Below are 19,377 nucleotides of genomic sequence, written 5' to 3'. Positions count from 1 at the left end.
CGCGCGCCATTGCTGATTAGATTGCCGGGAAGCATCACAGAAGTGCATGGGAATCACGGATGGACAATCGGCTCGGCGAGATGGAGATGTTCCTGGCGGTAGCAGCCGAGGGCAGCCTTGCGGGTGCCGCCAAGGCGCTGCGCATCACGCCCTCCGCCGTCAGCCGCGGCATGGCGCGGCTGGAAGCGCGGCTCGGCGTCCAGCTCGCGACCCGCACCACCCGCGCGCTGGCGCTGACGCCGGAGGGCCAGGCCTATCATGCCCGCGTCGCCGGGCTGATGGCCGAAATCGACGCGATCGAGCACAGCTTCGAGCGCGACCAGGTCCCGCGCGGGCCGCTGCGGGTCAACGCCTCGGTGCCGCTCGGCATGCAGTTCCTGATCCCGATCCTGCCCGCCTATCTGCGCGCGCATCCGGGGGTGACGGTGGACCTCACCTTGTCCGACGCGCTGGTTGAGCTGGTCGAGGAGCGGGCCGATGTCGCGATCCGCGTGGGGCCCTTGCGCGACACCGGCATCAAGGCGGCCAAGCTCGGCCGCAGCAATATGGTGGTGGTTGCCAGCCCCGACTATCTCGCGCGCTGCGGCACGCCGCAGCATCCGAACGACCTGGAGCGGCACACCTGTCTGCGCTTCAATTTCCGCCGCTCGATCGACAGCTGGCCGTTCCGCATTGACGGCACCGCGGTGCAGCGGACGATGGACGGCCCCTTCCTCGCCAATTCGGGCGAAGCGGTGCGGCTGATGGCGCTGGCGGGCGGCGGCATCGCGCGGATGGGGCGCTTCCATGTCGCCGCCGATTTGGCCGCGGGGCGGCTGGTGGAACTGCTCGCGCCGTTCAACCCGGGCGACGGCGAGGACATCCACGCGCTGTTCGTCGGCCATGAACGGCTGGCGCTGCGGGTGCGCTCCTTCGTCGATTTCCTCAAGGCCAATCTCGTCCTCTAACCCGCCGTTAACCTTGTTCCGCTACCCCGAAGCGGCCCTGCCGGGCGTGTTTAAGGACCGGCCGTTGAACGACATTCGCGTACTCGACAATTTTCTCGGCGACGCGCGCCGCCAGCGCGTCTGGGACTATCTCGACCAGCCGGGCTGGGCGCATGGCGCCTATTCCTCGGGGGCACCCGATGCGCCGCGCTATTTCTACAAGCATTTCGCCGGGTATCAGAAGAGCGCGCAGGAGGATCGCAATCCCGATGCGATCGGCAACGAACTCCAGGCCGCCGCGCCGCTTATCGCCGAGGTGTGGGAGGCGCTGCTGCAAAAGCCGCTGCGCGCCCAGCGGCTGTCGCGCTGCTATGCCAACCGCATGCCGGCGGGGGTCGGCGGCGGGGTGCATCTCGATTCGGACTGCAAGGACCACCTCACCGCGATCTATTATCCGCAAGGAGACTGGAACGCCGACCAGGGCGGCGAGACGCTGTTCTTCAATCGCAGCGGCAGCGAAGTGGTGAAGGCGGTGGTGCCCAAGCCGGACCGGCTGGTGATCTTCCCCGGCACCATCCCGCACGCCGCGCGGCCGATCTACGCGGTCGCGCCCGAAGCCGCGCGGATCACGCTGATGTTCAAGACGCTGGGCCGCCGCGCCTGACAGATTGCTCCCCCGTACGACTCCTGTAGAAGCACAGCGAGACAAGCGGGGGACATAGAGGATGGCCGACGAGGTTTGCGAACCCAGCGCCAGCGAGATGCGAATGGTGATCAGCGCGTCGTCGCTGGGTACCGTGTTCGAATGGTATGATTTCTTCATCTGGGGCACGCTGACCGCCACCGGCATCCTTGGCCGCACCTTCTTTCCCTCGGGAAATGAAAATCTCGCGACGCTGCTCTCCTGGGCGACCTTTGCGATCGGATTCGGATTCCGCCCGCTCGGCGCGGTGGTGTTCGGCTATCTCGGCGACAAGATGGGGCGCAAATATACCTTCCTCGTCACCATCACGGTGATGGGGCTGGCCACTGCCGGCATCGGCTTGATCCCCAGCTATCGCGAGATCGGCGCCACCGCGCCGATCATCATTCTGGTGCTGCGCATCGCGCAGGGACTGGCGCTGGGCGGCGAATATGGCGGCGCGGCGATCTTCGTCGCCGAACACTCGCCCGAGGGGCGCGCCGGTTTCCACACCAGCTTCATCCAGGCGAGCGTGGTCGGCGGCTTCATCCTCAGCCTGGCGGTGGTGCTGCTGTTCCGCTTTGCCGCGGCGGACGTGTGGGAAAGCTGGGGTTGGCGGCTGCCCTTCCTCTTCTCGCTGGTGCTGCTCGTCATTTCGCTGTGGATGCGCTTCCGCCTGTCCGAAAGCCCCGTGTTCCGCGCCATGAAAGAGGCGGGCGAGACCGCGGGCAATCCGTTCGTCGAAAGCTTCACCTATCCGGGCAACAAGAAGCGGCTGCTCGTGGCGCTGTTCGGCATCGCCGGCGGCCTGACCGTGGTGTGGTACACCGCGATGTTCTCGGTCCTCGCCTTCCTCTCGGGCCCGATGCGGCTCGACCAGACCGCGGCACAGCTGATCACCGGTGCGGGCGCGGTGATCGGCGTGGGTTTCTTCATCTTCTTCGGCAAGCTTTCCGATCGGGTGGGGCGCAAGCCGCCGATCGTGATCGGCTATGCGCTCACCCTAGTGCTGCTCTTTCCCTGTTTCTACGTGATCGGCAGCGCCGCCAATCCCGGCCTCGCCAAGGCGTCGCGGCGGGAACCCGTCATCGTCGCCGGGCCGCACTGCACCTATGATCCCTTCGCCACCACCCAGGCCGACGACTGCTGGCGAATGCTCGACGATCTCTCGCGGCTGGGAGTCAGCTACAAGACCGCCAAGGCGCCCACCGTCGTCGTCACCATCGGCGGCCAGGTGGTCGAGAGCAACGATCCCAAGGCCGTGAAGGCCGCGCTCGAGGATGCCGGCTATCGCTTCGATCGCATTGTGCCCGAGCCGATCGACATTGCGATGATCCTGGTGGCGATGACGGTGCTGATGGCGCTGTGCGGCGCCACCTATGGCCCGGTGGCGGCGCTGCTGAGCGAGATGTTCCCCAGCCGCATCCGCTATTCTTCGATGTCGATCCCCTATCATATCGGCACCGGCTATTTCGGCGGCTTCCTGCCCTTCATCAGCCATTACATCGTCGCGCGGACCGGCAACCCCTATGCCGGGCTGTGGTACACCTTCGCGGTGGTGGCGATGGCGCTGGTGGTGACGGCGATGGGCCTGCGCGAGACGGTGGCGCTTCGCACGTCGCGGCGCTAACCGACGGGGGATGACCGACTCCCCCCTCCGCCTCCGCCTCGACGCTGCCGCCCTTGCTGCCAACTGGACGCTGCTTTCGCGCCTGAGCGGTGCTGCGGCGTGCGGCGCGGCGGTAAAGGCGAACGGCTATGGGCTGGGCGCGCGCGGCGTGGTCGAGCGGCTGGCGGCGGCAGGCTGCCGCGACTTCTTCGTTGCCACCTGGGCCGAAGCGCGGGACATCGCCGATCTTGGCATGCCCGTATCGGTGCTCCACGGCGTCCGGGCCGAGGACATGGCCGATCGCCCGGCGAACGCACGGCCCGTGCTGGCGAGCGCCGAGCAGGTCCGGCGCTGGCGCGAGGCGGGCGGGGGCGCGTGCGACGTGATGGTCGACACCGGCATGAACCGGCTCGGCGTGTCGCCGCAACAGGTGGCGGACGGACTGCTCGACGGGCTGGCGATCGACACGCTGATGAGCCACCTCGTCTCGGCCGACGAGGACGTGCCGCTCAACGCCCGCCAGCGCGACAGCTTCGCAGCCCTCGCCGGTCGGACGTCCGCACGGCGAATGAGCCTCGCGAACAGCTCTGGGATCGCGCTGGGTCCGAACTATCACTTTGACCTCACCCGCCCCGGCATCGCGCTCTATGGCGGCCGCCAGCGCGGCGCGCATGACGGCATCCGCCAGGTCGTCACGCCCGAGGCGCAGATCCTCCAGCGCCGCCTCGTCCGCGCCGGCGAGACGATCGGCTACAATGCCACCTACACGGCGCCGCACGACATGGACGTGGCGATCCTCAACCTCGGCTATGCCGACGGCTATCTGCGCTGCTTCTCGAACAAGGGGCACGCGCGCGCAGGCGATGCGGTGCTGCCGGTGGTCGGCCGCGTCTCGATGGACCTGACCGCACTTTGCGTCGACAGCGCGCCCGATCTGGCCGAAGGCGACTGGGTGGCGATGGACTATGCCTTGCCGGAGACCGCGGCGCTGAGCGGGCTGTCGCAGTACGAGCTGCTTACCGGGTTGGGCGCGCGGTTCGATCGGGTGTGGGCTTAGCCCAAAGAAAAAGGGCCGGGGATGGCGCCCCGGCCCTCCTTTCGCGAAGCGAGGCGCGACTCAGTCGCGCTCGACGCACATCGCGATGCCCATGCCGCCGCCGATGCACAATGTCGCGAGGCCCTTCTTGGCGTCGCGCTTGTTCATCTCGTGGAGCAGGGTGGTGAGGATGCGCGCGCCCGAGGCGCCGATCGGGTGGCCGATCGCGATCGCGCCGCCGTTCACGTTCACCTTGTCGGCATCCCAGCCGAGTTCCTTGCCGACTGACAGCGCCTGTGCGGCGAACGCTTCGTTTGCTTCGATCAGGTCGAGGTCGCCGATCGTCCAGCCGGCCTTTTCCAGCGCCTTGCGGCTCGCGGTGACCGGGCCGATGCCCATCACCGACGGGTCGACGCCGGTGCTGGCCCAGCTGCGGATGGTGGCGAGGATCGGCGCGCCGCGCTTCTCGGCTTCCTCGCGGCGCATCAGCACCAGCGCCGCGGCGCCGTCGTTGAGGCCCGAGGCGTTGGCGGCGGTGACGGTGCCATCCTTCTTGAAGGCCGGGCGCAGGCCGGCGACGCTGTCCACCGTCGCGCCGGCGCGGATATATTCGTCGTCGGCAACGATCGTCTCGCCCTTGCGGGTCTTCACCGTCACCGGCGCGATCTCGTCCTTGAAGCGGCCCTCGGCGCGCGCCTTCTCGGCGAGATTCTGCGAGCGCACCGCGAACTCGTCCTGCTCGCCGCGCGTCACCTGATATTGCTCGGCGAGATTCTCGGCGGTGATGCCCATGTGATAGCCGTTGAACACGTCGGTCAGGCCGTCCTTGATCATCGTGTCTACCAGGCTCAGATCGCCCATCTTGGTGCCCGGGCGCAGCGACTGGGCGTGGGTGCTCATCGACATCGATTCCTGGCCGCCCGCGACGATGATGTCGGCATCGCCGTTGCGGATCGACTGGAAGCCGAGCGCCACCGCGCGCAGGCCCGAGCCGCAGACCTGCTGCACGCTCCACGCCGGCACTTCCTTCGGAACGCCGGCGTGCATCGAGGCCTGGCGGGCGGGATTCTGGCCCTGCGCGGCGGTGAGCACCTGGCCGAGAATGACTTCGGAGACTTCCTCGCCCTTCACACCGGCTTCGGCGAGGGCGGCCTCGATCGCGACGCGGCCAAGCTCGTGCGCGGGGGTGGCGGCGAAGGCACCGAGAAAGCTGCCCACCGGGGTACGCTTGGCGGCAGTGATCACGACGTCGGTCATGCGGGTCTCCTGGGGTGTGTTTGGTCGTTATCTAGTGCGGGGAAGTGCAGTTAACCAGTCGGCAAGCGGCTCCCATACCGCCTTTCGCGCGCGGCCGCCGACGATCATGCCGACATGGCCCAGCGTCATCTCGCGCACCTCGCCCAGCCGCGCGGCGCTGGCGGCGGGGACGATGCGATCGGTGGTGGAAATCAGCGAGAGCGCAGGGACGGCCAGCGTCTCCGGCCGCGCGGTGATGCCCGCCACCTGCCAGCGGCCGGTTCCGGGCAGGTCGGCCGAGAGGAAGTCGTCGAACAACTGGCGCCCGGCCCCGAAGCTGAGCGGCGCGCCGGCATTTGCCCAATCCTCGAGCACGACGAAGGCGCGCGCTTCGGGATCGCGTGGGCGGAGGCGGCCGAAGCGTTCGTACTTCAGGATCGTGCGGCGCGGGTCGAGCTGCCAGAAACCGGTCTGCAGCACTTCCATCGGCACCACGCCCAGACGTTCGCAGGTGGGATAGGCCCCGTCCCACAGCGCCGCGAACCGCTCCAGCGCGGCGCCATAGCCGGAAAAGTGCCAGGGCGCGGCGATGGTGACGAGGCCGGCGGTCTCGATCGCCTGCGCTGCCGCGATCGCCATGGTGCCGCCCAGGCAATAGCCGGCGAGCACCGGCGGGCGCCGCAACTGGCGCAGCAAAGGGAGCAGCAATCGCTCGACATGGCCGTTGACGTCGAGCAGCGCCTCGTCGGGTGTCGGGCTCCCCCAGTCGACCAGCAGCGGCCGCACGCCCTGCCGCGACAGCCAGCGCAGCAGCGAATTGCCGCGGGCGAGATCGAGCACCACCGGCGGGTTGATCAGCGAAGGGACGAACACGACAGGCTGCCCATGCCCGCCATAATCGCGCAGCACGGCGCGACCGGCGCGCGCGACGATCGGCTTTTCGGGGCGCGGCGCGGGGCGGGGCGCGCGCTGATAGGCGGCCAGTCCCGCCAGCGCCGCTGCCCGCCTTTCGGGCGATGCTGCCGTTTCGTTGCGCAGCAATGCAAGAAAAAGCGGCAAAGGACGCGGTCCGTGTTGCGGCGCGTCAGAAACTGTAGTTAGGTGCGCATCTGTCACGCGCGGGGTTCCCCATGAAGAAAGCTGCACCTGGAAGCGGTCCGGTCATTATCAAGAAGTACGCGAACCGCCGGCTCTATAACACCGAGACCTCGTCCTACATCACGCTCGAGCATCTCGCAGCGATGACGCGCGAGGGCCGCGACTTCAAGGTCGTCGACGCCAAGACCGAGGAGGACATCACCCATAACGTCCTCACCCAGATCATCATGGAGGAGGAAGCGCGCGGCCAGACGATGCTGCCGGTGAACTTCCTGCGCCAGCTGATCTCGCTGTACGGCGATTCGATGCAGGCGATGGTGCCGGGCTATCTAGAAGCGTCGATGGACAGCTTCCGCCGCAACCAGGAACAGTTCAAGTCGGCGGTCGAGGGCGCTTTCGCCAACTCGCCCTTCGCCGAGATCGCCAAGCGCAACATGGCGATGTTCGAAGCCGCGGCGAGTGCCTTCCAGCCGGGCGGCGCGGTCAACCCGACGCCGGGTGCTGCGCCTGCGGCCGCGCCGGCTGCGCCCGAAGCGAGCAGCGCCGGCGACGGCGACGTGTCGTCGCTCAAGGCCGAGCTGGCCCGGCTGCAGGAAAAGATCGAGAAGCTGGGCAAGTAACGCCCGCGAGGGCCGTGTGGTGACTCCGTTTCCTCTCCCGCCAGGGGGAGGTGGGCCGCGGAGCGGCTCGGAGGGGGAGGAAGCACGACGGTCACGAGGTTCTGGCATCCTCCCCCTCCGTCGCGCGTCGCGCGCCACCTCCCCCTGGCGGGGGAGGATACGCTTTTCCCTTTCGCCCTTAAGGCTTGCGGAACTTGAGTGTCATGCGGTCGCTCTCGCCAATCGCGGCATATTTCGCGCGATCCTGGTCCTTGAGCGCATAGGTGGGCGGCAGCGTCCACACGCCGTTCGGCCAGTCGGCGGTGTCGGCCTTGTTGGCATTGACCTCGGACGCGCCGACGTACTTGAAGCCCGCCGCCTCGGCCAGCCGGCGCACGGTCGACACCTTCAGATAGCCGCTCTTCGTCTCGCGCTCGTCGCTGGCACTCTCGGGCAGGCGATGGTCCTCGATGCCGAGCGTGCCGCCCTTCTTGAGCATCGCGTACATCTGCTTGAACGCCTCGGGCGAATAGTCCTTCCCGTCCTGGCCGCCCATCCGCCAGTTGTGGACGTTGCGGAAGGTAAGCACCACGTCGGCGGTGCCGTCCGCCACCTTGGCCTGGCCCGCCGCGGCGGGGAAGCTGACGACGCGGATCGGACCGTAGAGCGCGGCGTCCTTCGCCTTCAGCGCCTCGATGCCCTTGGCGTTGCCGCTCGGCACCGCGGCGTAGAGCGTGCCCTTGCCCTTGGTGAGCGGGGCGAGAATCTCGGTGTACCAGCCGCCGCTCGGCCAGATCTCGACCACCGTGTCGCCGGGCTTCACCCCGAAAAAGGCGAGCGTGTCGGCGGGGTGGCGATATTTGTCGCGCGCGGTATTGGCGGGCGTTCGGCTGGGGGCTGCCACCGCGGCGTCGATCGCCTGGCGCAGCGACGCGGGTTGCTGCGCAGCAACGCTGGCGACGGCGGCGAGGGTGGTGACGACGGCGGCGGCGACAAGACGATGGCGCATAAGCGATGGCTCCCTGCTATCGGTGCGCGACTGTGACGCAACGGGATGACGATGCAACTAGAATTCTGGATCGGCGCCGGGGTTGCGCTGCTGGTCGCGATCGTGGCCGGGGTGGCCGAGCATCGCCGGCGCAAGCGGCGGAATCTCGAACAGGTTGGTTGGGTGCCGTGGATGGCGATCCAGATGGCCGGGCTGTTCGCCGCGCTGGTGCTGGTCAGCGTCGCGCTGCACGCGGGCTGAGGCTTACAGGCACGCCTCCAACAGCGCCTGGTCGAAACCGAACTGCTTGGCCTTGTCCAGCGTATAGGGCCGCAAGCCCATCGAGCGATATTCGCCGATGATCTTCCCGTCGGTGCCCTCGTCGAGATATTCGAACTTGAACAGCTCCTGGGTGACGATCACCGGGCCTTCCATGCCGATCACCTCGGTGACGTTGGTCACCCGGCGGCTGCCGTCGCGCAGGCGCTTCACCTGGATGATCAGGTCCACCGAATCGGCGATCTGGCGGCTGATCGCTTCCTTGGGCACCTTGATGTCCGACATCATCACCATGTTCTCCATGCGCGCCAGCGCCTCGCGCGGGCTGTTCGAGTGGAGGGTGCACATCGAACCGTCGTGACCGGTGTTCATCGCGGCGAGCATGTCGAAACACTCGGCGCCGCGGATTTCGCCGAGGATGATGCGATCGGGGCGCATACGCAGCGCGTTCTTGACCAGGTCGCGGATCGAGATCTCGCCCTGGCCTTCGAGATTGGCCGGCCGCGTCTCCAGCGGCAGCCAGTGCGGCTGCTGCAGGCGGAGTTCGGCGGCGTCCTCGATCGTCAGCACGCGCTCGCCGGGGTCGATCATCTTCGAGATCGCATTGAGCATCGTCGTCTTGCCCGAGCCGGTGCCGCCCGAAATGACGATGTTGAACCGGCTCGCCCCCGCGATCTTGAGCGCGGTCGCCATCTTCTCGGACATTGATCCGCCCTTGGCCATCATGTCGAGCGTGATCGGCTTGGCGGAGAATTTACGGATCGAGATGGCGGTGCCGCGCAGCGAAAGCGGCGGCACGATCACGTTGACGCGGCTGCCGTCCTTGAGGCGCGCATCGGCGAGCGGGGTGGTCTGGTCGACGCGGCGGCCGACCGAATTGCAGATCCGCTGGGCGATCTGGAACAGATGCTCCTCGTCGCGGAACTGGATGTTGGCGAGCTCGAGCTTGCCCTTGCGCTCGACATAGGTCTGCTCGGGGCCGTTGACCATGATGTCGGTGATCGCCGAGTCGGCGAGCAGCTCCTCGAGCGGCCCGAGCCCCAGCAGCTCGTCGACCAGCACCTTTTCCAGCGCGAACTGCTCGCGCCGATTGAGGGTCAGCTTGAGCTCGGCGAGCACCTCGCCGATGATCGGGCGGAATTCCTCGGCGAGTTCGTCCTTGCTCAGCGTCGCCGCCGCCTCGGGATCGACGCGCTCGAGCAGGCGCGGCAGCACCTGTTCCTTGATACGGTGGATCGAGGCTTCGAAGCCCTCGTTGCGCGAGCTGCCCTGGTCCGCAGGTGCAGCCTGACGATCGGCGAGGCGCTGCATCGCGTCGGCGCTGGCGGCGCTGGGCCCCAGCGGGTCACGCTCCAGCATCGGATCGGCGAAGTGCTGGCCGGGCAGGGGCACCGAATCGAGCGGCGGGAACTGCTCGCCGCCCAGCGGCAGCGGCTCGGCGCGCTGGAAGCCGCCGCCCTGCATCGGCCGCGCTACCCCGAAGGCCGGACGCCCTCCGGTTCCGCCCCCAATGCCGCCACGACGCCCGAACGCGCTCATCGAACTTCAGTCCTCCACGAAGCTACGGGGACTAAAGGAGAAGCCTTGCGATTTGGCTAACTATGCGGGGGAGCCCCAAACGCAAACAGCCCCGCTTGCGCGGGGCTGTCTGACGGCCAGCGGCTGGGAGCCGGGCTTATTCGGCGCGTTCGGCCAGCACGGTCAGCCCGCGCTCGTTGACCTCGGCGAAACCGCCTTCGACGCGGATCAGCTCGGGCGTGGTGGCGCCGGGCTTGTACAGCTCGATATTGCCGTCGCGGATCGTCGACATGATCGGCGCATGGCCTTCGAGCACGCCAAAATCGCCCTCGCTGCCGGGGACGACGACCATGTGGACCTCTTCCGAGCGGACGAGACGTTCCGGAGTGACGAGTTCGAAGTGCAGCATCTTCTCTATCCTAAGCCCCTCTCCTTCAGGGGAGGGGTTGGGGTGGGGGACACTGCCCCCGACGTCGGTATTCGCTGGGGTTACCGGACGCTCGCTTGCGCTCGCGCCCCACCCCAGCCCCTCCCCTGAAGGGGAGGGGCTAGTAGTCGTTCTTACGCCTCGTCGGCGAGCTTCTTGGCCTTGGCGATCGCGTCGTCGATGCCGCCGACCATGTAGAAGGCCGCTTCCGGCAGATGGTCATACTCGCCGTCGACCACCGCCTTGAACGAGCGCACCGTGTCTTCCAGCTGCACGAAGGCGCCCGGAATGCCGGTGAACACTTCGGCGACGTGGAACGGCTGGCTGAGGAAGCGCTGGATCTTGCGGGCGCGGGCGACGGTCAGCTTATCCTCTTCGGAAAGCTCGTCCATGCCCAGGATCGCGATGATGTCCTGCAGCGACTTGTACTTCTGCAGGATGGCCTGCACCGCACGTGCCGTCTCGTAATGCTCCTGGCCGACGACGCGCGGCTCGAGCACGCGGCTGGTCGAGTCGAGCGGATCCACCGCCGGGTAGATGCCCAGCTCGGAGATGGCGCGGTTGAGCACGGTCGTCGCGTCCAAGTGGGCGAACGAGGTTGCCGGCGCCGGATCGGTAAGATCGTCGGCGGGCACGTACACGGCCTGCACCGAGGTGATCGACCCCTTGGTGGTGGAGGTGATGCGCTCCTGCAGCGCGCCCATGTCGGTCGACAGGGTCGGCTGATAGCCCACTGCCGACGGAATGCGGCCGAGCAGTGCCGACACTTCCGCGCCCGCCTGGGTGAAGCGGAAGATGTTGTCGACGAAGAACAGCACGTCCTGGCCTTCGACGTCGCGGAAGTACTCAGCGATCGTCAGGCCCGACAGCGCGACGCGGGCACGGGCGCCCGGCGGCTCGTTCATCTGGCCATAAACGAGCGCGACCTTCGAGCCCTCGGTGATGGCGTTGCCGTCGGCGTCCTTGGCGATAACGCCGGCGTCGAGGAACTCGTGATAGAGATCGTTGCCCTCACGGGTACGCTCGCCCACGCCTGCGAACACCGAGGTGCCGCCATGGCCCTTCGCGATGTTGTTGATCAGCTCCTGGATGAGCACGGTCTTGCCCACGCCGGCGCCGCCGAACAGGCCGATCTTGCCGCCCTTCGCGTACGGCGCGAGCAGATCGATCACCTTGATGCCGGTGACGAGAATCGCGCTGTCGGTCGACTGGTCGATGAACTCAGGCGCCTTGGCGTGGATCGGCGCGCGCAGATCGGTGCTGACCGGACCACGCTCGTCGATCGGCTCGCCGACGACGTTGAGGATGCGGCCGAGCGTCGCCGGGCCGACCGGAACCTGGATCTGGTTGCCGGTGTCGGTCACGGTCTGGCCGCGGGTCAGGCCCTCGGTGGCGTCCATCGCGATCGTGCGGACGGTGTTCTCGCCCAGATGCTGTGCGACTTCGAGAACCAGGCGGTTGCCGTTGTTCTGGGTCTCCAGCGCCGAAAGGATCGCCGGCAGGTTGTTCTCGAACGTCACGTCGACGACCGCGCCGATCACCTGGCTGATGCGGCCGACATTGTTGGTGCCCGTGGTCGGGGTCGTGTCTACAGCGGCGGTTGCCATTGTTGCTTTCCTTGCTTCGTGCAGCTTTTAGAGCGCTTCGGCGCCCGAAATGATTTCCACCAGCTCGGTCGTGATCGCGGCCTGGCGGGAACGGTTATACTGGATCGTCAGACGATTGATCAGGTCGCCGGCGTTGCGCGTGGCGTTGTCCATCGCGGTCATCGACGCGCCCTGCTCGCTGGCCTGGTTCTCCAGCAGCGCCTTGAAGATCTGCACCGTCAGGTTGCGCGGCAGCAGATCGGCGAGGATCGTCTCTTCGTCCGGCTCGTACTCGACCGAAGCACCCGCACTCGCCACCGTCGTCTCCGGCACCGAGACCGGGATCAGCTGCTGCTCGGTCGGCACCTGGGCCAGCGCCGAGCGGAAGTGCGAGTAGAACAGCGTCGCCACGTCGAACTCGCCCGCGAAGAAGCGGTCGGTCACGTCCTTGGCGATCACACGCGCCTCGTCATAGCCCGGCGTCCGCACGGCAGTCGTGTCGAACTGGCCGACGATCATGCCGGGGAAGGTGCGGGCGATCACCGCGCGGCCCTTGCGGCCGACGAGGTAGAACTTCACCGTCTTGCCCTCGGCGATCAGCGTGCGCGCCTTGAGGATCGCCGCCTTGACGATGTTGGCGTTGAACGCGCCCGACAGCCCCTTGTCGCCATTGGCGATGATGAGCAGCTGCGTGTCCGCCTTGCCGGTGCTGGCGAGGAGACGCGGCGCATTGTCGCTGGCCCCCACCTTGCTGGCGAGGCTGGCGACCACGCCCTCAAGGCGCTGGGCATAGGGACGCGCGGCTTCTGCGGCGGCTTGCGCCTTCCGCAGCTTTGCCGCCGCGACCATCTGCTTGGCCTTGGTGATCTTCTGGGTCGACTTGACCGAGGCGATCCGGCCCTTGAGTTCCTTGAGGTTGGCCATCCGGCGGCAGTCCCTTAGGCGAAGGTCTTGGTGAAGGCGTCGAGCACGGCCTTCACCTTGTCCCGCGTACCGTTCTCGAAGGCCTTGGTGTCGCGGATCTCGGCGAGCACCTCGGCATGCTGCGAACGGAAGTGCGCGAGCATCGCGGCTTCGAAGCGGACCACGTCCTTGACCGCGACATTGTCGAGGTAGCCGTTGGTGCCGGCGAAGATCGAGATGGTCTGCTCTTCGAACGACAGCGGGCTGAACTGCGGCTGCTTGAGCAGCTCGGTCAGGCGCGCACCCCGGTTCAGCAGCTTCTGGGTCGAGGCGTCGAGGTCCGAACCGAACTGCGCGAACGCGGCCATTTCGCGATACTGGGCCAGCTCGAGCTTGATCGAGCCCGACACCTTCTTCATCGCCTTGGTCTGCGCGGCAGAACCCACGCGCGACACCGACAGACCCACGTTGATGGCCGGACGGATGCCCTGGTAGAACAGGTTCGTCTCGAGGAAGATCTGGCCGTCGGTGATCGAGATCACGTTGGTCGGGATGTAGGCCGACACGTCGCCCGCCTGGGTCTCGATGATCGGCAGCGCGGTCAGCGAGCCGTTGCCGTTGGCGTCGTTCATCTTCGCGGCGCGCTCGAGCAGGCGGCTGTGGAGATAGAACACGTCGCCCGGATAGGCTTCGCGGCCCGGCGGACGGCGGAGCAGCAGCGACATCTGACGATAGGCAACGGCCTGCTTCGAAAGATCGTCATACACGATCACGGCGTGCATGCCGTTGTCGCGGAAGAACTCGCCCATCGCGCAGCCCGTGTAGGGCGCGAGGAACTGCAGCGGGGCCGGCTCCGACGCGGTCGCGGCAACGACGATCGAATACTCCATCGCGCCATTCTCTTCGAGCTGGCGGACGATCTGCGCGACGGTCGAGCGCTTCTGGCCGACGGCGACGTAGATGCAGTAGAGCTTCTTGCCTTCGTCGCCCGAGCTGTTCGGGCCCTTCTGGTTGATGAAGGTGTCGATCGCGACGGCGGTCTTGCCGGTCTGGCGATCGCCGATGATCAGCTCGCGCTGGCCACGGCCGATCGGCACCAGTGCGTCGATCGCCTTGAGGCCGGTCTGCACGGGCTCGTGCACCGACTTGCGCGGGATGATGCCCGGCGCCTTCACTTCGACGCGGCGACGCTCGGTGTACTCGATCGGGCCCTTGCCATCGATCGGGTTGCCCAGGCCGTCGACGACGCGGCCGAGCAGGCCCTTGCCGACGGGGACGTCCACGATCGTGCCGGTGCGCTTGACGGTGTCGCCTTCCTTGATCTCGGCGTCCGAGCCGAAGATCACGACGCCGACGTTATCGGCCTCGAGGTTGAGCGCCATGCCCTGCACGCCATTGGCGAATTCGACCATCTCACCGGCCTGGACATTGTCCAGCCCGTGGATGCGCGCGATGCCGTCGCCGACGGACAGCACCTGGCCGATTTCCGAAACCTGCGCTTCGGTGCCGAAATTGGCGATCTGGTCCTTGATGACCTTCGAGATTTCTGCGGCGCGGATATCCATCTTCTTGCCTTCAGCCTTTCATCGCGTGCGCGAGGGAGTTCAGTCGGGTCTTGATCGACGAATCGATCATCTGGCTGCCGATCTTCACGACCAGGCCGCCGAGCAGCGAGGGGTCCACCGACAGGTCGACCGAGACCTCGCGGCCGATACGGGTGCGAAGCTGCTGCTTGAGCGCGTCGACCTGTTCGGCATTGAGCGGGTGTGCCGAGGTCACTTCCGCGGTCGTCTCGCCGCGGTGGCTGGTGGCCAGCGCGCGGAAGGTGCGGATGATCGCCGGCAGCTGCGCCAGACGGTGGTTCTCGGCGAGCACGCCGAGGAACTTGGTCGTCGTCGCATCCAGGCCCATCACGCCCGCCGCAGCCGCGACGGCCTTGCCGGCGTCCTTGCGGCCGATCAACGGGCTGGTGGTGAGCGCCTTGAACTCGGGCGATTCGTCGAGCGCCGCCCGCACGGTCGCAAGGCTCGCTTCGACGGCCTCGATGGCCTTGGCGTCACGTGCCAGCTCGAAGAGCGCGGTTGCGTAGCGTCCGCTTAGGCTGGCCTGAATACCGCCGGAATTCTCCACGCGATTCGTTTCCTCTCGGAGGGTCGGAAGTGACCCCATGCACAAAAGGGGGGCGACGCAAACTGCGCCCCCGATGGGTTGCCGGGCTGCTAGCATCGCGCTTGGCCGTATGCAACCCGAGTCGCCGAAACGTCACAGGCTGGTTTCATGTTTGCGTTTCGACGTGTCTGGAAGCGCCCAAGAAAAAGGGCAGGCGATGGCCTCGCCTGCCCCGAAATCATGGGATTAGCCGGCCTCAGGCGACTCGCAGCGCCGCCGCACGCTTGCGCCGGAACATGCCGCCGACCAGCGCGAAGCCGCCGATCATCGTCGCCCAGCTGGCCGGCTCGGGCACGGCGCTGAGGAACACCTGGCTCTGCTGGTCCTTGGAGAAGAGCAACTGCAGCTTGTGGCCGGCGATCGCGGTCCAGCCGCCGGTGGTGATCTGGGTCAAGTAGCTGTTGGCGAGCGCACGGGCATCATCGCTGTTGCCGCCGACGGTGTAGAACTGGCCGCTGGTGGTGTCGTAGTTGCCGCCATGCTCTTCGAGGATCTCCCACACCGCCAGCTGGGTGGCGGCGGAAATCGTCTTGCGGGCGAGCAGGTCCTGTTCGTTGCCGAGCAGCACCTCCGAATGGGTGAGCAGGGTGAGCAGCTGCTGCTGGCGGGTGACGTCGCCGAGCACGGCGGAGATGCCGGTGCGCTCGAAGCTGCCGGTGCCGATCGCGGTGAAGGCGTCGGCGCAATAGGTGAGGAACTCCACCGTCTTGCCGTTCTCGGTGCCGGTAAAGCGGAAGCGGCTCATGCCCGGCCAGTTGCCGACGAAGCCGGTGGGGGTGTAGACCATCTGGTCCGCGGCGAGATAGCCGGGATCGTCGTCATAGCCGGTGATCACCACCGTCGCATGGGCGGCTGCCGGCACCACCGCGCCGAGCGCCAGGGCTGCGGCCATCAGGGCATTGCGCATCATCGTCTGTTCCCACCTGTTGTGGGGACGAGCGCTAGCGGGCGCGCGGGGGGCGGGGCTAGCTTATTGAAACTGGTGAATGACCGGCTTTGGCACAGCCGTGCCGGGTTGGGACGGGTGCGGCGCGTCCCGGCTCCTAAACGCGAAAGACCGCGCCTTTCGGCGCGGCCCCTCCACCACGCGGCTGCGCCGCGCGGTCCCCCTCCCCGTGCCGGGGAGGAGTTTAGGTGTCAGCGCGAGCGACCCGCGCCGCCGCCCTGGCCGCGATTGCCGCCGCCGGGGCGACCCTGGCCGCTGCCGGCCGGACGCGCGTTGAACTTGCGCTTCGGCGCACCCGGACCGCGACCGGCGCCAGCACCCGCACCGGCGTGGCCGGCACCTTCCGCGCGACGCGGCTGGTCGCTGCGCGGACCGCCCTCGGCGCGGCGCGGCTCGCCGCTACGCGGTGCATCGCTGCGCGGACCGCCGCGACCGCGACCGCCCGGCTGGCCGTCGCCACGACGACCCGACGCGTGCTGCATCGCGCGGCCGTTGCGGCCGTTCTGCTCGTCGCGGCTTGCCGGCATCGGCGAACGAGTCGACTTGATCTTGTCGGCCTCGGCCATGAAGTTCTCCGGCAGCGGCTGCACGGTGAGTTTCTGGCGGGTCAGTCGCTCAATGTCCTTCAGGTACGGACGCTCGTCATCGGCGCAGTAGCTGATCGCGATGCCGTCGGCGCCGGCGCGCGCGGTGCGGCCGATGCGGTGGACATATTGCTCCGGCACATTCGGCAGCTCGAAGTTGAACACGTGGCTGACGCCCGACACGTCGATGCCGCGCGCGGCGATGTCGGTCGCGACCATCAGCTTGACCTTGCCCGAGCGGAACTCGCCCAGGGCGCGCTCACGCTGGGGCTGGCTCTTGTTGCCATGGATCGCGTTGGCGGCGATGCCGTTGCCGGCGAGCAGCCGCACGACGCGGTCGGCACCATGCTTGGTGCGGGTGAAGATCAGCGCGCGATCGATGTCGGGGTTGCGCAGCTGGATCGTCAGCAGCGCCTGCTTCTCGGCCTGCGTCACATAGGTGACGAACTGCTCGACACGCTCGGCGGTGGTGGCGACCGGGGTCACCTTCACTTCGACCGGATTGTGAATGAACTGGCTGGCCAGCTCGCGGATCGTCTTCGGCATGGTCGCCGAGAAGAACAGCGACTGGCGCTTGGTCGGCAGCTCCTTCACGATGCGGCGCAGCGCATGGATGAAGCCGAGGTCGAGCATCTGGTCGGCTTCGTCGAGCACCAGGATCTCGATGCCCAGCAGGATCAGGAAATGCTGATCGAGCAGGTCAACGAGGCGGCCCGGCGTGGCGACGAGGATGTCGACGCCGCGCGCCAGATCGGTCTTGTTCTTGTGGACCGAAGTGCCGCCGAACACGGTGGCGATGCGCAGGCCGGTGCCGCTGGCATAATGCTTGGCATTGTCGGCGATCTGGGCGGCGAGTTCCCGCGTCGGCGCGAGGACGAGCATGCGGCAGCCGCGCGGCTGCGGACGCTTGGCGCTGGCGATCAGGCGATCGATCGAGGGGAGCATGAACGCCGCGGTCTTGCCGGTGCCGGTCTGGGCGATGCCGAGCAGGTCGCGGCCTTCGAGCAGCGCGGGGATCGACTGCGCCTGGATCGGCGTCGCGTCGGTATAGCCCTTGGCGGCGAGCGCAGCCAGGACGGTCTCGGAAAGGCCGAGTTCTTTGAATTGCATGGTAGTACCTTATAGATGCGGCCGGCGCGCACGCATCTTCAAAGGGCGCACGCGAAGGCGGGGTCAACAAGTGACGCCCCGCGTGATTTGGGAAGCCGATAAGCGACGAAGCAGAGCCTAGCGGAGCAGGTCCCCGTCTGGGGCGCGCCGCCGATCACGCTGCATATAAATGCCTCGTCGTGAAGGTGCATATGGCAGTGATGCTGCGCCGCGTCAAGAAGCGTGTGGGCGTTGGTCAGGCGTTAACCCCGTTTGTCGTAGAGGCGGAGCTTCCGGGGCAAGGGAACAGGTGCTGGTGCTCGTCGCGAGGCTGGAAGTTTGGGGAAGCATGGACGCGCGCGGCGCGGTGCGCTTCCTGGTGTATCGGGAAACCACCGTGCGCGGCATGGACGGCCGTCCGTTCGACGCGGTGGTCGAGAATTTCTCGCGTACCGGCTTCCTGTTCAACGCCGAGGTGGCGCTGCCCGAGGGCACGCTGATCTGGATCGGCATGTCCGGCGCCGGCGCGCGTGAGGCGCGGGTGGTGTGGCGCGAGGACACCCGCCACGGCTGCGAATTCCTGATGCCGCTCAGCCAGCGCGACCTGCAGCATGCGTTCCGCAGCCGGGAGCGGATGGTGGAGGATCTGGAGGCGCGGCTGCGGCGGGCGAGCATGTTGCGCGAGGGAGAGTAGGGGGCTGGGTCGTCGAGGTTGAGCATCCAGAGGGCGCGCTCCTCTATGTCGTAGCCGTCGAGGAGCCACGCGCCTATAACCCGAACGCAAGAGTTAAACGTCACCTTTTGAGCGTGCACCAAGCTTTGTCGCCGAGCGCCAATGGAGAATATGATGCTTCATGCTGGAGCGTGCGATTTTTGCAGTCAGCAAGGCTGGCTAGGATTCTACCTTTGCGGTGACCACGAAACCATCGTCCTTCTCTGCGACGAGTGCGAGACCGTGTATTTGTCTCCGGAGGATAGCGATAGAGGGAGTCGCGCGCGAGTATCGGATACCCTGCCATATATCGTTGAGCCGATTAATGTCCCCATCGCGGGCGGACGCGATGCGACAAACGCTGAGGTGACGGCGAGAGGGTGGGGCGCTCGTATAGAGGGGTATACCGGCACCACCTCGTCGGAATTATAGTTTTTGGGGCGCGATGCCGCGCCTAGGTGCGCTTTAGCGGTCGTCAAATATCTGGGTCAGTTCGAGACTTTTAGAAGTAATCTGACATCACGAAAAGGTACGTCGAAAGCGCCCCCGCATCATCGGAGAGATCCGCAATCATCCGCACATCGCCCCACTTGCTGATGGCATACGCCCAGTCGGCCTCTAGCGACTGCTCGGGCGGGACCGAAATGTCCTTGGCGCGAAAGAAGAACCAGCAGTTGGGCGCTTCTGCATGCTCCTCGCGAAGATATGCCTCGCGATCCCCGGCGAGGCTCCGCAGGCACGCGCGAGCGAGCGTCTCGGCAAGAACGCGCGCAGAGGCGATGTCGATAGCCATGATCTAGCTTATAGTGGGATCCGCCTCAAACGCCCGCTCGCGATACGCGAACCAATCGAAATCCGCCGCCGTCCCCGTGCTGCCCCTGTCTTGGCAGGCCATGCCGATGAACGCGCCGATGAAGTTGGGCAGGCCGCGCGGCGCCTCGCCGCAAGTGCGCCTCGCGCCTCGCCATGATGGCAACCTCGGCGTCCCTT

At 67.0% G+C, this 19,377-nt stretch carries 20 protein-coding genes; 7 read left to right on the top strand and 13 right to left on the bottom strand.

The genetic code is table 11. The features are described from left to right. Nucleotides 1-59 precede the first annotated feature (59 nt). From ABIC35_RS12470 to ABIC35_RS12455, 4 genes are all read left to right on the top strand, one after another. Nucleotides 60-947 carry a LysR family transcriptional regulator gene (locus ABIC35_RS12470; protein WP_121072247.1) on the top strand — a complete coding sequence of 296 codons (888 nt, stop codon included), beginning with the start codon at nt 60-62 and terminating at the stop codon, nt 945-947. 64 nt (nt 948-1,011) lie between these two features. After that, a complete protein-coding gene (locus ABIC35_RS12465) occupies nt 1,012-1,590 on the top strand; it encodes a 2OG-Fe(II) oxygenase (RefSeq protein WP_183049257.1) in 579 nt (192 codons plus the stop codon). Between the two features lie 61 nt (nt 1,591-1,651). Next, complete coding sequence (locus ABIC35_RS12460; RefSeq protein WP_121072243.1) at nt 1,652-3,238, top strand: MFS transporter; 1,587 nt, start codon at nt 1,652-1,654, stop codon at nt 3,236-3,238. 10 nt (nt 3,239-3,248) lie between these two features. Continuing rightward, entirely contained in the window at nt 3,249-4,274 is a 1,026-nt protein-coding gene (locus ABIC35_RS12455) for an alanine racemase (RefSeq protein WP_121072241.1), read from the top strand. A 60-nt stretch (nt 4,275-4,334) separates the two neighbouring features. Here the strand turns inward: ABIC35_RS12455 and ABIC35_RS12450 are convergent, their stop codons facing one another. Next, nucleotides 4,335-5,510, bottom strand: coding sequence for an acetyl-CoA C-acetyltransferase (locus ABIC35_RS12450; RefSeq protein WP_121072239.1), 1,176 nt, complete (start codon nt 5,508-5,510; stop codon nt 4,335-4,337). Between the two features lie 27 nt (nt 5,511-5,537). Beyond that, nucleotides 5,538-6,548, bottom strand: a complete 1,011-nt coding sequence (locus ABIC35_RS12445) for an alpha/beta fold hydrolase (protein ID WP_121072237.1) — start codon at nt 6,546-6,548, stop codon at nt 5,538-5,540. Nucleotides 6,549-6,619: 71 nt separating this feature from the next. Between ABIC35_RS12445 and phaR the strand changes: the two genes are divergently transcribed. Next, nucleotides 6,620-7,207 carry a polyhydroxyalkanoate synthesis repressor PhaR gene (gene phaR, locus ABIC35_RS12440; RefSeq protein ID WP_121072235.1) on the top strand — a complete coding sequence of 196 codons (588 nt, stop codon included), beginning with the start codon at nt 6,620-6,622 and terminating at the stop codon, nt 7,205-7,207. A gap of 178 nt (nt 7,208-7,385) precedes the next feature. On the opposite strand, the gene ABIC35_RS12435 is transcribed toward phaR, so the two are convergent. After that, the gene (locus ABIC35_RS12435) at nt 7,386-8,195 is read right to left on the bottom strand and encodes a class I SAM-dependent methyltransferase (protein WP_121072233.1); all 810 of its coding nucleotides are present in this window, start codon (nt 8,193-8,195) and stop codon (nt 7,386-7,388) included. A gap of 51 nt (nt 8,196-8,246) precedes the next feature. Between ABIC35_RS12435 and ABIC35_RS12430 the strand changes: the two genes are divergently transcribed. Then, nucleotides 8,247-8,435 (top strand): hypothetical protein, encoded by a 189-nt coding sequence (locus ABIC35_RS12430; protein ID WP_093297316.1) that lies wholly within the window; start codon nt 8,247-8,249, stop codon nt 8,433-8,435. 3 nt (nt 8,436-8,438) lie between these two features. Here ABIC35_RS12430 and ABIC35_RS12425 read toward each other — a convergent pair whose 3' ends face one another. The 8 genes from ABIC35_RS12425 to ABIC35_RS12390 form a co-directional block, all read right to left on the bottom strand. Beyond that, nucleotides 8,439-9,992 carry a CpaF family protein gene (locus ABIC35_RS12425; protein WP_121072231.1) on the bottom strand — a complete coding sequence of 518 codons (1,554 nt, stop codon included), beginning with the start codon at nt 9,990-9,992 and terminating at the stop codon, nt 8,439-8,441. A 136-nt stretch (nt 9,993-10,128) separates the two neighbouring features. After that, a complete protein-coding gene (locus tag ABIC35_RS12420) occupies nt 10,129-10,380 on the bottom strand; it encodes an ATP synthase F1 subunit epsilon (protein WP_121072229.1) in 252 nt (83 codons plus the stop codon). 152 nt (nt 10,381-10,532) lie between these two features. After that, on the bottom strand, nt 10,533-12,005 hold the full coding sequence (gene atpD / locus ABIC35_RS12415) for a F0F1 ATP synthase subunit beta (RefSeq protein ID WP_121072227.1): 1,473 nt from the start codon (nt 12,003-12,005) through the stop codon (nt 10,533-10,535). 27 nt (nt 12,006-12,032) lie between these two features. Beyond that, entirely contained in the window at nt 12,033-12,908 is an 876-nt protein-coding gene (locus tag ABIC35_RS12410) for a F0F1 ATP synthase subunit gamma (protein WP_121072225.1), read from the bottom strand. A gap of 14 nt (nt 12,909-12,922) precedes the next feature. Then, a complete protein-coding gene (atpA, locus tag ABIC35_RS12405) occupies nt 12,923-14,452 on the bottom strand; it encodes a F0F1 ATP synthase subunit alpha (protein ID WP_121072223.1) in 1,530 nt (509 codons plus the stop codon). A gap of 10 nt (nt 14,453-14,462) precedes the next feature. Next, a complete protein-coding gene (locus ABIC35_RS12400) occupies nt 14,463-15,017 on the bottom strand; it encodes a F0F1 ATP synthase subunit delta (protein ID WP_121072221.1) in 555 nt (184 codons plus the stop codon). A 235-nt stretch (nt 15,018-15,252) separates the two neighbouring features. Then, nucleotides 15,253-15,966 (bottom strand): PEPxxWA-CTERM sorting domain-containing protein, encoded by a 714-nt coding sequence (locus ABIC35_RS12395; RefSeq protein WP_121072219.1) that lies wholly within the window; start codon nt 15,964-15,966, stop codon nt 15,253-15,255. A 227-nt stretch (nt 15,967-16,193) separates the two neighbouring features. Then, nucleotides 16,194-17,696, bottom strand: coding sequence for a DEAD/DEAH box helicase (locus tag ABIC35_RS12390; protein ID WP_121072217.1), 1,503 nt, complete (start codon nt 17,694-17,696; stop codon nt 16,194-16,196). A 289-nt stretch (nt 17,697-17,985) separates the two neighbouring features. Between ABIC35_RS12390 and ABIC35_RS12385 the strand changes: the two genes are divergently transcribed. Continuing rightward, complete coding sequence (locus ABIC35_RS12385) at nt 17,986-18,369, top strand: PilZ domain-containing protein (RefSeq protein WP_220667319.1); 384 nt, start codon at nt 17,986-17,988, stop codon at nt 18,367-18,369. A gap of 520 nt (nt 18,370-18,889) precedes the next feature. Here the strand turns inward: ABIC35_RS12385 and ABIC35_RS12380 are convergent. Together ABIC35_RS12380 and ABIC35_RS12375 are read right to left on the bottom strand one after the other, a co-directional pair. Continuing rightward, nucleotides 18,890-19,180 carry a hypothetical protein gene (locus ABIC35_RS12380; RefSeq protein WP_121072213.1) on the bottom strand — a complete coding sequence of 97 codons (291 nt, stop codon included), beginning with the start codon at nt 19,178-19,180 and terminating at the stop codon, nt 18,890-18,892. 3 nt (nt 19,181-19,183) lie between these two features. Continuing rightward, nucleotides 19,184-19,363: a hypothetical protein gene (locus ABIC35_RS12375; protein ID WP_220667318.1), complete on the bottom strand. Its 180-nt coding sequence runs from the start codon at nt 19,361-19,363 to the stop codon at nt 19,184-19,186. Between the last annotated feature and the right edge of the window lie 14 nt (nt 19,364-19,377).

The sequence above is a fragment of the Sphingomonas trueperi genome (assembly GCF_040545965.1).
Classification (GTDB): Bacteria; Pseudomonadota; Alphaproteobacteria; order Sphingomonadales; family Sphingomonadaceae; genus Sphingomonas; species Sphingomonas trueperi_C.
The sequence above is the reverse complement of the archived record's forward strand: the minus strand, read 5'-3'. Positions and strand labels throughout refer to the sequence as shown.